Origin of the sequence: Paractinoplanes pyxinae (assembly GCF_026626335.1) — a bacterium.
GTDB lineage: Bacteria > Actinomycetota > Actinomycetes > Mycobacteriales > Micromonosporaceae > Actinoplanes > Actinoplanes pyxinae.
The window spans coordinates 796,020-809,022 of record NZ_JAPNTZ010000001.1; the positions used below are offsets into that span (position 1 = coordinate 796,020).

A 13,003-nucleotide genomic window follows, 5' to 3' on the forward strand; every position below is an offset into this window, starting at 1 on the left:
GGCTCCTCCATGCTCGACAACACTCACCGGATCATCGCGGGCGTCGTGCTGCTGACCGTGATCGGCATCGCGTACGGCGGCACCTTCCTGCTCCGCGTCGCCCGCGGCCGCGCGCCGGCCAACGACCTGCAGAAGTCGTTCTTCCGGGCCGGGCACGCGCACGCCGGCGTCCTGGTCATCCTCGGCCTGCTGGTGATGGTCCTGGTGCAGTCGAACGACGTCGGCGAGCCGTGGGCCACGCTCTCGACCGGCGTGCTCATCGCGGCCATCTTCGTGCCCGCGGGTTTCTTCCTGTCGGTCGCGAGCCGCGATCCGCAGCAGCCCAACGGCCTGGTCGCGCTCATCTGGATCGGCCTGGCCGTGCTGGCGGTGGGGCTGCTGGCCGGCGGCATCGGGCTGATTGCCGCCGGCGTCGGCTGATCAGTCGCAGGCCGGCAGCGGGACCCCGGTGAACGTGTGGCCGGGGTCGTACCGCCGTTTGACGCCCTGCAGATGGGCGGTGTTCGGCCCGAACGTGTCGGCGGCCCGGTCGCCCTCGTCCGGGCCGAGCAGGTTCACGTAGCCGCCGGGCATCGCGTGGGCCGAGAGGTCGGCCGTCGTACGCTCGACCCACTGGCGGTGCCGGTCCGGCTCGCGGTCGTCCGGCCACCAGGAGCCGATGACCTCGACCATGAAGTGCGGCACGCGCCAGGTGAAGGCGGTGGCATCCGGCGCGACGCGGGCGGCCGCGCCGCGGAAGCAGTGCAGCGCGATGGTCGATTCCGGCGTGGTCCGGGAGGCGCCCGCCTTGGCCAGCACGGCCATGACGTCGTCGGTGAAGCCAGGAACATTTCGGGTCCGTACGGCGTAGTGCCGCCCGGCCGGGGCGATGCTGTCGACGAACCCGATCAGGCCCGCCCACGGCGCCGGCCCGATCCGCGACGTGTACACTGTGCCGAGCCCGTCCAGCCCGGCCAGCAACTCCTTGCCCTCGGCGGCGTCCCCGATCCAGGTCGGCGAGACCAGCACCGCCGGCGACCCGTCGGGCCCGGTCACCAGCCCCGAGTCGATCGACAGCCCGTCCGGCGCGTCGGCCAGCAGGTGCTCGATCCCGCTCCACACCGAGGCCGCGTCGTCCGGGCTGAACATCAGGAACCCGGCCAGCGCGGTGTCCAGCTGGTGCAGCCGCATCCGCAGCGACGTCACCACCCCGAAGTTCCCGCCCCCGCCGCGCAGCGCCCAGAACAGGTCCGGCTCGTTGTCCTCGTCCGCGGTGACCACCCGGCCGTCGGCCAGCACGACCTCGGCCGACAGCAGGTTGTCCAGGGCCAGCCCGTACGCGCTGGTGCCGGGACCATAGCCGCCGCCCATGGCCAGGCCGGCCATGCTCACGGCGGCCGACGTGCCGGTGGCGGTGACCAGCCCGTGCCGCGTGGTGGCGTCGATGAGGTCGGCCGCGGTGGTGCCGCCGCCCATGGTGGCCACCTGGGCGTCCCGGTCGACGGCGACGTAGCGCAGGCCGGACAGGTCGACGGTGAGCCCGCCGGACCGCACCGACCGCCCGGCCCAGTCGTGCCCGCCGCCCTTCACCGAGACGGGCAGGCCGGCCACGCGGGCGGCCTCCAGGGCGCTGCGGACGTCATCGACCGACTCGCTGCGGACCACGAGGGCCGGCCGGGCCGTCACCGCGCCGTTCCAGACGCGGACCGCCTCCGCGTAGCCGTGGTCGCCGGGATTGAGGACTCGCGCCGGGTCGACCCGGCCGCGCAGGTACGTTGTTGCTTCTTTCTCGGTCATACCGGCGCAGACGCGGCGCACCGGCCGGAATTCGACCGGCCGCGCTGTGCCTCCACTCACACGCCTCAGCCCAGCACGGCCGTGCGCAGCGCGCGGATCGCGTAGTGCTGCCTCGATCGGATCGTGCCGAGCGGCAGATGCAGGTGCTCGGCCGCCTCCTGGGCGGTGTGGTTGCGTACGTAGAGCTCCTCGACCACCTCGCGCTGGTGCGGGGCCAGCGCGGCCAGCCCGCAGCGCAGCGAGTCGGCGGCCACGACGGCTGAGGCCACGTCGTCGGGTGCGGCATTTCCGCGTACGTCGTCGAAGGCCACTGTCGTGTCGGCGTGCCGGACCTTCTGGCGCCGGGCGTTGTCGATGGAGAGCCGGTGGGCCACGGTGAACAGCCAGCGGCGCTGCTCGTCCTCGCCCTCGGGCAGGCGGTCGAGATGCCGCCAGGCGCGGATGATCGTCTCCTGCACCACGTCCTCGGTGGCGTGGTGGCGGCCCCGGGTGAACTGCTGCACGAACCGCACGAGGGCCGGCCGGTGCGTCCGCACGATGTCGGTCATCCGGTCGTTGACCTGGGCGGCAGGATTCTGCGATGCCATGATTCGGACACTAGGGAGGGTGTACCGACCGGCCTCTGACATGCCAATGACACGGGCTCGCGTTCATGCCAGTCTGAGGGCTCCGACCGACGGGGTGATGCGTGTGGAGGGGACGGTCTGGCTGGGCATTCTCGGCCCGGTCCGAGCACGCCGGGGCGACGCCGAGGTCGACCTGCGCCAGCGTCAGCTGCGTCACGTGCTGGGTCTTTTGCTGGTGCGGGCGGGCCGCCCGGTGGCCACCGGCGAGTTCCTGACGCTGCTGTGGGGCGACGACCCGCCGGTGCGGGCCGAGAACATCGTGCACCGGCACATCAGCAACGTGCGGCGCCTGCTCGAGCCCGATCTGCCGTTCCGGGCCCAGGGCCGCTGGGTGCGCCGGTCCGCGCCCGGCTACGAGCTGACCGCCGGCCCGGAATCGCTCGACCTGCTGGAGTTCCGGCGGCTCGCGGCCGAGGGCGCCGCCTCCGGTGATGCGCTCGAAGCGCGGATGGCGGCGTTGCGGTTGTGGCGGGGCCGGTGCGGGGCAGGGCTCGATCTGCCGCCCAGCCTCGTACCCGAATTCACCGCTGTCGAGCGCGAGCGGGTGGCCGTTTTGACCGCCGCCGTGGACGATGCGCTGGCTTGCGGCCGGGCGAGCAGCCTGCTTCCGGTGGCTCAGGAGGCGGCGGAGCAAGACCCGCTCGACGAGGCGTTGCAGGCCCGGCTGATCCTGCTGCTGGCCGCGACCGGGCGGCAAGCGGCGGCGGTCGCGGCCTATCACGCGGTGCGCACCCGGCTGGTCGAGGAGCTGGGCGTCGACCCCGGGCCGGAACTGCGCGAGGCGTACGACCGGGTGCTGCGGCAGGATGTGGCGGCCGCCGCGCCGGCCCGGGTGGTTCCGGCTCAGCTGCCGCCGCGCAACCGGTTCTTCGCCGGCCGCACGGCCGAACTGGCCCGGCTGACCGCGTTCGCCGGCGAACTCGACCGGCAGCCGGCGGCCACCGTGATCGGGATCGTCGACGGGCTGCCCGGCGTGGGCAAGACCAGCCTGGTGACCGAGTGGGCCCACCGGGTGGCCGGCCGCTTCCCGGACGGGCAGCTGTTCCTCAACCTGCGCGGCTTCGACCCGGCCCAGCGGCCCGTCGCGAGCGGGCAGGCGCTGACCCAGCTGCTGGCCGGGCTGGGCGTGCCCGCCGCGCAGATGCCCGAGGACGTGGGCGAGCTGACCGCGCTGTTCCGGACCATGACCGCCGACCGCCGGCTGCTGATCGTGCTCGACAACGCGAGCGACGAGGACCAGGTGCGCCCGCTGCTGCCCGCCTCGCCCGGGGCGCTGGTGCTGATCACCAGCCGCAACCGGCTCACCGGCCTGGTGGTGGGGGAGGGCGCCGTGCCGCTGAGTCTCGCCGTGCCCTCGTTCGCGGAGGCCCGGGCTGGTTTGCGGGACAGGCTCGGAGCCGAGCGGATAGCGGGGGAGGGGGCGGCGCTCGACGAGATCGTCCAGCACTGTGGACGGTTGCCGCTGGCCCTGGCGGTCGTGTCGGCTCGGGCGCTGGCCTACCCGGAATGGACGCTGGGGGCCATCGCGCACGAACTGCGTACGGCGCCGCCTTTGGATTTCTTCGACGGCGAGGAACCCCGTAGCGACGTGCGCAATGTCTTCTCCTGGTCCTACCGGCTGCTCTCCGATCGGGCGGCCCGGCTGTTCCGCCTGCTGCCCGCCCACCCGGGCCCCGACTTCGGGGCGATCACCACCGCCGAACTGGCCGCCCTGCCCCTGCACACCACCCGGCAGGTGCTGCGGGAATTGACCCGCACCTCGCTGCTGGCCGAGATCCGGCCCGGCCGCTGGTCCTACCACGACCTCATCAAGGCGTACGCGGGCTGCCTCGACGACGAGTCCCGGGCCGAGGCCCAGCAGCGCCTGCTCGACCACCTGCTGAGCGTCGGCGACCGGGCGAACCGCGCGCTGCGACCGGCCATCCGGTTCAGCGAGGCGCCCGCCGAGGCCTCCGAGCCGCCCATGGATCTGCGGGAGGCGCTGGCCTGGTTCACCGGCGAACTCGGCGTGCTCGAAGCGGCGAGCGACCTGCCCGGCGTACGGTCCTGGCGCCTGGCCGAAATCCTCACGCCGTACTACCAGCGGCGTGGCCTCTACCAGCGGTGGGAGGCGACGGCGACGCGGGCGCTCGACCGCGCGGTGGCCGCCGGCGACCTCGAGGGGCAGGCCGCCATGCACCGGATGCTGGCCGGGGCCAACGCCGTCAGCGGCCGGTCCCGGGCCGCGGTCGCGGCCGACGCCGACCAGATCGGGGTGGCGGCCGCCCACCTGGACGAGACCCTGCGGATCCTCACCGAACTGGGCCGCACGGCCGAACTGGCCGAGGTCTACCGCAACCGCGGCGTCGTCGAGGCCGAGGTCGACCACCACGAGCGGGCGCTGTCGTTCTTCGAGCAGGCGCTGGCCCTGTTCGAGTCGGGCGGGAGTGCGCGCGGGACGTCGCTCACGCTGCTCGGCACGGGCTGGGAACGGGCGGAGGTGGGTGACGTGGAGGCGGGCATGGCCGACCTCGTCCGGGCCGGCCGCATAGCGGTGGAGCTGGGGGACGTGCACTCGGCCGCCGTCGCGGCGGGCACCCACGCCCACCTGCTGGCCCGGCTCGGGCGCGTCGACGAGGCGGTCGGCCGGCTCGACCAGGCGGCCGAGCTGTTCCGGCGGATCGAGGACGAGGACGGGATGGCCGGCACCGAGGTCAAGCGGGGCGACCTGCTGGCCGAGGCGGGCCGGCCGGTCGAGGCGGCGACGTTCTGGCGGCGGGCCCGCAATAGGTATGCCGACCTGGGGCAGGTCTCCATGGCCGAGGCCATGGACAAGCGCCTCAGTTCCATTTAGGCGGGCACCGCGTCCGGTGCGTCGATGAGCTCGGCCGCCGTCCGGTCGGCGGTGGCCCGGGCGCGGCGGCCCGTGGTGATCACACCCAGGGCGAGCACAGCCAGGCCGCAGCCGACGACGATCCACCAGCCGACATGGCTGGCCTCGGCGAACCCGGTGTCCATGGGCCCGGCGAAGCCCGAGACGACGGCCGCACCGATCACGGCCACACCCAGCGAGCCACCCACCTGCCGCGAGGTCGACGCCACGGCCGCCGCCACCCCGGCCTGGGCGCGCGGCATGCCGGACACCGCGGTGTTCGTGATCGGCGCGTTGACCAGCCCGAACCCGATCCCGAAGAGCAGGTAGGAGCCGATCAGCACGGCGTCCGGGGTCGTGGTGGTGAGGCGGGTCAGCGGCAGCATGGCCAGCGTCATCGCCGTGCCGGCCAGGATCAGCGGCAGCCGGGCGCCCCGCGCGCCGACCAGCCGCCCCGACAGCGGCGCGAACACCGCGGTCATGACGGCCATGGGGAGCGTGTAGAGGCCGGCGTGCAGGGCCGACAAGCCCCGCGCGTCCTGCAGATAGAGCGTGTTGAGGAAGAGGAACCCGGCCAGCGCGGCGAAGGCGGAGACGGCGATCAGGGTGGCCCCGCTGAACGGGACACTGCGGAAGAACCGCAGGTCGAGCAGCGGCTCGGCCCGCCGGGGCTCGTAGAACAGCAGACCGGCCAGGGCGGCGGCGCCGAGCACGAAGCAGCCGACGATCTCGGCCGAGCCCCAGCCCGACGAGGGTCCCTCGATGATCCCGTACGTGACCGAAGCCAGCAGCACAAGGACGAGCACCTGCCCGACCACGTCGATGCGCCGCGGCCGCGGCGCCCGCGACTCGGGCACGAACAGCGCGGCCAGCGCGATCGCGGCCACCCCGACCGGCACGTTGATCCAGAAGATGGACCGCCAGCCCAGCGACTCGACCAGCACCCCGCCCAGCACCGGCCCGAGCGCCATGCTCAGCCCGACCACGCCACCCCACACGCCGATGGCCCGGATCCGCTCCCGCGGCTCGGTGAACGTGTTCGTGATGATCGACATGGCCACGGGGTTCAGCATCGACCCGCCCACGGCCTGGATGGTCCGGAAGAAGATCAGCCACCCCAGCGTCGGCGCCACACTGCACAGCAGCGACCCGATCGTGAACAGCGCCAGCCCCGCCTGGAAGGTGCGCCGCCGCCCCACCCGGTCGGCCGTGCTGCCGGCCAGGATCAGCAGGCTGGCCAGCACCAACGTGTAGGCGTCGATCACCCATTGCAGCCCCGACACCGACGTGTCGAGGTCGCTGCGCAGGGCGGGCAGCGCGATGTTCACGATCGTGTTGTCCAGCCCCACGATGAACAGGCTGAGGCAACAGATGGCCAGCACAAGCGCACGCCGGCGAGGACTCAGTTCGGGCACTCTACGATTTCTACCGCCGAATCCCCTCGCCCGCGCGTGACTCGTACGTCGGAAAAGTCACTCCGCCCGAAGCGGCTTGGCCAGATGCACAGTCGGCCCAGTCCCCGCCGCGGCCGGCGCCCCCGTCAACACGAGCGCCACCGCCACAGCCACCGCGATCACCTTGGATCCCCGTTTCTTAGTCATCCCCCGAGTGTGTGCCGTCCCCGCAGCCATGTCGTCCTCACCGAGCGCACATCCCTACGCACCCAGCGCACACTGGCCCGGCTCATCCGCCGTTGCGACCCAGCCGGCGATGACGAACAAGACCGCGGTAGCGACGAAGAGCAGCAAACCGGAGATCCAGAACACGTCCGCGTCCACTGCCCAGCGCTTCCCCGGCTGAGACGGCGTTCCGGCCGGGATCCCGTCCTCGATGAGCACCTGAAGCGCATGCAGCTCCCGCTCATAGCGAATGTAAGCCGAGGCGATGCACGCGCCGGTGAACACGAGCAACATGAGAATCAACGCACGCCACCACAGCGGGACGGCGGTGTAGACAGCCGATGCGGCGTCGCCGGACAACAGGACCGCGAGGAACAAGGTCAGACTGGCTCCGACCAGGGTGACCAGGCGCAGACGCCGCTCCACCCGTCGCTTGCGCTGAGGGTAGGTGTCGTTCTCGAACCTCCCGTCCGGGGCGGCCGCGGCGGTCATCGTTCCACGAGCCCGTCAAAGATGACCTCGAAGAAGCGGCGCGCTTCCCGTATCAGTTGGGCGGTGAGCGGAGGTTGCCGCAGTTTCCTCGCGTCCCCAGACAGGTGTCGACGGATAGCGCCGACGCTAGAGAGAGGCCACGGAAAGCTGAGTCGGGCGCTCATCGTGGGATCTGTCCTGTTCCGGACCGCCCGTCGATGTCGTCAGGGGTGATAGCAAGCCAACGACGTAACCGCCGTAGTCACGGGAGCACAGCCCTAAGCACTCAGCGCACGTTCCACGTCGAGCAGGGACGTGACCGAGACGTCGGCCTGAGCGCGCAAGCGGGCGAGGGTGATCGGGGCAGCTTCGGCCGCTGCCTGCTCGGCCAACGCGACCAGGCCGAATCCGGCGTCGCGCGCACCCAGCAGCTCGTCGTTGCTGCCGTCGCCCACGTAGGCGGCGTCAGCGGCCGGCACCGCCAGCCGGTCGAGGATGTGCTCGTACGCCGCCCGCTCGGGTTTGAGGTGGCCGATCTCGTGCGAGAAGGCGACCGCGTCGACCAGCCCGGCCAGCGGAGAACGAGGCCACGCGCGCATCTCGAGGGCATGGGTGTTGCTCAGGACGCCCAGCTTGAGCCCGCGCTCCCGCAACCCGGTCAGCGCGGCGATCGTCGCCGCCGGTGGATCGAGCAGGGCCTCTCGCCGTCCTCGGTCCCACTCGGTCGCGGCTTTCTCGAGGTCGGCTTCCGTGAGGCGGACACCCAGCTCGGCCGCGGTGGCGCGCAACCAGCCGAGTTCCGGATCGGGCCCGCCCGCGCGTCCCGACTCGAGTTCCGGCTCGAACGCGTGCCAGCGGCTACGAAGGGCGTCCACGTCCAGGCTCAGGGCGTCGGCGAGCCACGCCATCCGGCCCGTTCCGCGCGGATGAACCAGCGTGTAGAGGAGGTCGAAGACGACGGCGCGCGTCACGACGGCCACCCTATCGGCGGCGGGGGTACTCGTAGGGGGTGGAGGCGGCGGGCGGAGACGCCGGGACGGACCACAGGCCGTACGGTCCTTCCGTTGCCGGATCGAGCAGGGCCTGGAAGCCGACCGCCCCGCCGGGGACTGCCGCTCGGGGCAGGTCGAAGAAGATCAGACCGGTGGCCCATTCGCCGGGCGAGATGTCGTACGCGGTGAACTCGCCCAGCCGTCCTTGCGGCGCGGGCGGATAGACCGATCCGTCGGCTGCGGCGAAGAAGAAGTCCCACAGTTCCGCCCAGCCGGCACATCCGGAGGCGTCCACCTCGACCCGTGCCACCAGCCAGACGTTCTCGGGCCCGTTGGGCGTCACACCGATCGACCGGACCCGGTACTGCGTGTTGAAGCGGCCGATCGACTCACCCACCCCCACGGTGACCGGGATACTCGCCGGCGCGGGATAGGTGATGCAGCGGTCGTCCTCCTGCGTGTCGACCAGCGTGTAGGTCGAGAGAATCGGCTCCGGCCGACCTTGTTCAACCCATTCCCAGGCGTCGGCCCGCTCGTCCACCGCCGGCGTGCCGGTCGACGCCCCACCCAGGGCAAGCAGCAGCGCGGCGCTCAAGCCGATCCAAAGCCTTCTCATGTCGCGCCCCCGATCGGCGCCCACCGCCCCGACTTGAGGACTTTCCCGCACCTGCGGTCCGGACCAGCCTCGCGGTGATGGGCCATGCTGTGGGCATGGCGCGGATTCTCAGCTACGTCGATGCGGTCCGGGTGCTCGGTGGGGACGACGAAGCTGTCCGTCGGCTCGATGTGCTGGCGGGCGGTGCGCTCCTGATGACGGCACCGGCCGCTCCGGCCGTACTGGCGCTGATCGACGCCAAAGCCGAGATCGTGAGGCTTGGTCGCGACCTCATCAAGGGGCTTCGCGAGAAACGCAGCGGACTCAGTCGTTACGGCCGGACGGAACGTCTGGCCGCGGCGCACACGATCCTGGTCGTCACGGCTTACTTCGAGGCGATGGCCGAAACCGACATGCCGCTGCGGTTCGGCGAGATCGAGCTGTCGGCGCCGGAACAGATCGCGATTGCGTCGGGGGCGCCGCCGGCCGATGGCAGATCCTTCGCCGACGCCGTCGTGGACGCCGGCCTCACCGTGCCCATCCTGCAGGGCGGACACGAGGACTTTCTGACAGCGCTTGATGCCTATTACGGCGACCTCTGTGCGCGCGTTCGCACCTTCCTGACCGGACTTCGAGTGTGGGAAGAGTTGTCGATCAGCGACCAGGAAGCCTGCGGCGTGGTGCTCGACGGACTCCCGGACAACGCCCGGCAGCGGTACGTGGACCATGTGCGGTCCTTGGCCGCGGATTTTCCGGAGGTCGCGATCTGGATCGACCTGATGGAGCATGAGGCGACCCGGACGGCCGTACGCGGCCTCGAACCGTCGCTGGCCCGCATGGAACGTCGACTGAACGCACTGGCCTCCGGCCGTTTACCGGCCGAACGCGTCGGCGGCATCGCCCGCGTGAACCGCGCGGCGCTCGGCCGTCCGATCGCGGACTCGGGTGACGTGCCGCCCGACCTGTCCGTACCCACGCTCGCCGAAGGTTTCCTGACACCACGGTTCCGGGTCACCGACTTCGCGCCCGACGGAGGTCCCAGCAACGAGCACGGATGGGAGCAGATACCGGTCCGGGACGACCTCGAAGACTTCCTGTTCCGCTATCTCACCAGTGTCGAGGCGACCGGGACTCTGATGCTCGTTCTCGGCCAGCCCGGCGCCGGGAAGTCCGTCCTGACCCGGGTGCTCGCCGCACGTCTGCCACCGGCCGACTACCTGGTGGTACGCGTGCCCCTACGGGATGTGGCGGCCGAACTTGACGTGCAAGGGCAGATCGAACGAGCCGTCCTGCAGTCGACGGGGGAGCGGATTGCCTGGCCCGACCTGGTCCGCGGCTGCGCGGGCAGCATGCCGGTGATCTTGATCGACGGATTCGACGAGCTCCTGCAGGCGACCGGTGTTCGCCAGACCGACTACCTCACCCGGCTGGCCGACTTCCAGCGACGGGAGGCCGAGCTCGGGCGCCCCGCCGCCATCCTGGTGACCACCCGGACCAGCGTGGCCGACCGTGCTCGGGCGCCCATCGACACCGTCTTCGTGCGCTTGGAGCCTTTCGACAAAGATCAGATCGACGCCTGGGTGACGATTTGGAACCGAACCAACGCCGCCAACTTCGAACGAGCCGACATCAAGCCGTTGGACGTGGAAGTGGTCCGGAGGCACGCCGATATCGCCGGCCAGCCGCTCCTTCTGCTGATGCTGGCCCTGTACGACGCCGACGGCAACGCTCTGCGGCGGTTCCCGCCGGCCATCGTGCCCTCGGCTTTGTACGAAGGCCTTCTCACGGCGTTCGCGCGTCGGGAGATCACGAAGCACGATCTGTCACCGTCGGCCGACGAGCTTCAGGCGTTGATCACCGAGGACATGCGCAGGCTGTCGATCGTGGCGTTCGCGATGTTCAACCGGCAGAGCCAGTGGGTCACTGAGTCGGATCTCGAGCTCGACCTCGCCGCCATTTTCGGCAGGCCCGGTGAGATTGAACCCGGCGCGATACGGTCCCGGCTGGGTCCGGCCGAACGTCAGCTCGGCCGGTTCTTCTTCGTTCACCGGGCGCGCGCGATCCGCGACGAGTCAGCTCTGCACACGTACGAGTTCCTGCACGCCACCTTCGGCGAGTACCTGGTTGCCCGGCTCACCTGGGAGGTCGCCGTCGACTCCGCGAACCGGGACGCCACCGCCATGCTGCCGACCGGCGGAGTGGACGACGGGTTGTTGCACGCGTTGCTGTCGTTCGCCGCTTTGGCCGGCCGCAAGCCGATCGTGGAGTTCCTGACGCTCATGGCCGCGCGCTTGGACGCCTCCGAGCGGGAGCGCCTGTCGAACCTCTTGATTCGCCTGCTGCGCTCGGCCGGCCTGCCGAACCCGGCCCGATCCTTCGCGCAGTACGCCCCGCAGCGGATCAGCGTGTCGCAGCGGCACGCGGCGTACAGCGCCAACCTCGTGCTGCTGGCCGCCCTCATCCGAGGCGAACTTCGAGGTGGGGACGTGTTCACGGCCGCGGAGACGGATCCCGTCGAAGAGTGGCATCGGCTGGCGCTGTTGTGGCAGTCACAATTGGGCGCCGATTTCTACAGCATGGTGCATACCATGGCCCTTCGGCGGGTGACCGACGGCACTCACCGTGACGTGGTGCTTTACGTCGACCACGGCCAAGAGGTGCCCGCCGCGATCGATCCGCTCTGGACCTACAACATCGGCGAGCGTCGTGGCTCGTTCATCTGGGGTTTCGCGGACGAGCTCGGTGTCCGTCGTCGTGCGAACTTCCTGTGCGGTGGGCAAAGCGACATGCTGATGCATGTCGCCGAGCCGTTCTTCGAACTGGGAAAGCATGTCGTCACCCGCTTCTTCTCCGTCTTCCCCGATGAGGCAGACCTGGCTCCGTCGAGAGCACGAGCCTTGCTCGACGTCCTGCTGCTGACGGCGTCGGACGATGATGTGCCCGACCGGCATCTGCGCTACGTGCGTTGCGCTTCGGTGTGCGTAATTGACGACCGCTCGTGGAGTCCGGACGACGACGTGCAGCTGACCAGGCTGACCGACCTGCTGCTGAACGCGCTCCTGACCGACCGGCACGTACGAGCCGAAACCGCGGCCCAGGTCGTGGAAACCTTGATGCGAGCCGAATGGACGACTGAGACGACGAGAGCGCGTCTCCGGGACTGTGCGTCGGTCTTCCTCGGCCGGACCGGGGAGGCCGAGGGCGCAGCTCGTGAAAGGCTCGCTTTGATCGTCAATTCCGGATGAGGACACCAGCAAAGGGCGTCATGGCGGACGGGTGGACGGCGGAGGAACTGCTGCTCATCGAGGCGGCGGACGAGCTTGAGATAGCGGCCGAGCGGGTGGACGGGACGTCGCTGCGGTGGGCGCCGATCTGGGTTGTGCGCGTGGGGGAGCAGGTCTTCGTGCGCAGCTGGCATCGGCGGGAGACCGGGTGGTTCGGGCACGTAGTGCGGTCGGGGCGGGCCGGCATTCGGGTGCCCGGGCTGGAGGCCGCGGTGGTTGTGGAGGACGTCGGCGCGGGGGCGGAGGACGTGCGGGCGGCCGTCGACGCTGCCTATCGCGTGAAGTACCAGCGCTACGGCGGCGGCGCCGTCGGGCCGATGGTGACTCCGGCCGCGGCGGCCACCACGTTGCGGCTCAGTCCAGTTGAACAGCGGGGCACAGGCCGCGGTAGTTGTCGTGGCGGCGCTGGTTGATGACGTTGAGGGCGATCGCCCCCGACCACAGAAGTATCTGGGCCGAGCGCAGCAGAATGTTCGAGACCGAGTACGGGCCGACGGCGAGCAGCAGGACCGAGAGGGCCAGCATCCCGCCGAAGAAGTAGCGCGCCCAGCGCTGCCGGGACGCCGCCCGGAGGACGCGGCGGGCCAGGTGGTCGACGTGCGGGTCGTCGGTCTCGCCGTCGCGCATGGCCTGGCGCACGGCTCGGCGGGTTTCGGCGCTCTCGCTACGCAGCAGGCCGAAAAGGGAGTCGCCGCGGCGTAACTCCACGACCACCACGATCACGCCGAACAGAACGAACAGGACGCCGGCCGACACAAGAGCGATGCTCACGTCCGGGTCGTTACCCGA

Annotated in this window: 11 protein-coding genes; 4 read left to right on the plus strand and 7 right to left on the minus strand. The window is 70.9% G+C overall.

The features are described 5' to 3' along the window. The first annotated feature begins 9 nt into the window (after positions 1 to 9). On the plus strand, positions 10 to 420 hold the full coding sequence (locus tag OWR29_RS03415; protein WP_267560840.1) for a hypothetical protein: 411 nt from the start codon (positions 10 to 12) through the stop codon (positions 418 to 420). Here the strand turns inward: OWR29_RS03415 and OWR29_RS03420 are convergent, their stop codons facing one another. Together OWR29_RS03420 and OWR29_RS03425 are read right to left on the minus strand one after the other, a co-directional pair. Further along, the gene (locus OWR29_RS03420) at positions 421 to 1,836 is read right to left on the minus strand and encodes an FAD-binding oxidoreductase (protein WP_267560841.1); all 1,416 of its coding nucleotides are present in this window, start codon (positions 1,834 to 1,836) and stop codon (positions 421 to 423) included. A gap of 5 nt (positions 1,837 to 1,841) precedes the next feature. Further along, positions 1,842 to 2,363 (minus strand): sigma-70 family RNA polymerase sigma factor, encoded by a 522-nt coding sequence (locus OWR29_RS03425; protein ID WP_267560842.1) that lies wholly within the window; start codon positions 2,361 to 2,363, stop codon positions 1,842 to 1,844. Positions 2,364 to 2,466: 103 nt separating this feature from the next. Between OWR29_RS03425 and OWR29_RS03430 the strand changes: the two genes are divergently transcribed. Continuing rightward, positions 2,467 to 5,235, plus strand: coding sequence for an AfsR/SARP family transcriptional regulator (locus tag OWR29_RS03430; RefSeq protein ID WP_267560843.1), 2,769 nt, complete (start codon positions 2,467 to 2,469; stop codon positions 5,233 to 5,235). Here the strand turns inward: OWR29_RS03430 and OWR29_RS03435 are convergent. The 4 genes from OWR29_RS03435 to OWR29_RS03450 all read right to left on the minus strand — a co-directional run bounded on the left by OWR29_RS03435 (position 5,232) and on the right by OWR29_RS03450 (position 8,951). Next, positions 5,232 to 6,668 (minus strand): MFS transporter, encoded by a 1,437-nt coding sequence (locus tag OWR29_RS03435; RefSeq protein WP_267560845.1) that lies wholly within the window; start codon positions 6,666 to 6,668, stop codon positions 5,232 to 5,234. The genes OWR29_RS03430 and OWR29_RS03435 overlap by 4 nt on opposite strands. Before the next feature lie 240 nt (positions 6,669 to 6,908). Further along, entirely contained in the window at positions 6,909 to 7,364 is a 456-nt protein-coding gene (locus OWR29_RS03440; protein ID WP_267560847.1) for a hypothetical protein, read from the minus strand. A gap of 257 nt (positions 7,365 to 7,621) precedes the next feature. After that, positions 7,622 to 8,314 carry an HAD family hydrolase gene (locus tag OWR29_RS03445; protein ID WP_267560848.1) on the minus strand — a complete coding sequence of 231 codons (693 nt, stop codon included), beginning with the start codon at positions 8,312 to 8,314 and terminating at the stop codon, positions 7,622 to 7,624. Positions 8,315 to 8,324: 10 nt separating this feature from the next. Next, entirely contained in the window at positions 8,325 to 8,951 is a 627-nt protein-coding gene (locus OWR29_RS03450; RefSeq protein ID WP_267560849.1) for a hypothetical protein, read from the minus strand. Between the two features lie 95 nt (positions 8,952 to 9,046). Here OWR29_RS03450 and OWR29_RS03455 point away from each other — a divergent pair, with 95 nt between their 5' ends. Both OWR29_RS03455 and OWR29_RS03460 read left to right on the plus strand, forming a co-directional pair. Further along, positions 9,047 to 12,175, plus strand: coding sequence for an NACHT domain-containing protein (locus OWR29_RS03455; protein WP_267560850.1), 3,129 nt, complete (start codon positions 9,047 to 9,049; stop codon positions 12,173 to 12,175). Next, positions 12,172 to 12,627, plus strand: a complete 456-nt coding sequence (locus tag OWR29_RS03460) for a DUF2255 family protein (protein ID WP_267560851.1) — start codon at positions 12,172 to 12,174, stop codon at positions 12,625 to 12,627. The genes OWR29_RS03455 and OWR29_RS03460 overlap by 4 nt, the downstream gene beginning before the upstream one ends. Here the strand turns inward: OWR29_RS03460 and OWR29_RS03465 are convergent. After that, complete coding sequence (locus OWR29_RS03465) at positions 12,569 to 12,985, minus strand: hypothetical protein (protein WP_267560852.1); 417 nt, start codon at positions 12,983 to 12,985, stop codon at positions 12,569 to 12,571. The genes OWR29_RS03460 and OWR29_RS03465 overlap by 59 nt on opposite strands. Positions 12,986 to 13,003 lie beyond the last annotated feature (18 nt).

Bases quoted from the DNA above. Each gene is read 5' to 3' on its own strand.
- OWR29_RS03415 (WP_267560840.1), top strand. From the start codon at position 10: ATGCTCGACAACACTCACCGGATCATCGCGGGCGTCGTGCTGCTGACC.
- OWR29_RS03425 (WP_267560842.1), bottom strand. From the start codon at position 2,363: ATGGCATCGCAGAATCCTGCCGCCCAGGTCAACGACCGGATGACCGAC.
- OWR29_RS03440 (WP_267560847.1), bottom strand. From the start codon at position 7,364: ATGACCGCCGCGGCCGCCCCGGACGGGAGGTTCGAGAACGACACCTAC.
- OWR29_RS03450 (WP_267560849.1), bottom strand. From the start codon at position 8,951: ATGAGAAGGCTTTGGATCGGCTTGAGCGCCGCGCTGCTGCTTGCCCTG.
- OWR29_RS03455 (WP_267560850.1), top strand. From the start codon at position 9,047: ATGGCGCGGATTCTCAGCTACGTCGATGCGGTCCGGGTGCTCGGTGGG.
- OWR29_RS03460 (WP_267560851.1), top strand. From the start codon at position 12,172: ATGAGGACACCAGCAAAGGGCGTCATGGCGGACGGGTGGACGGCGGAG.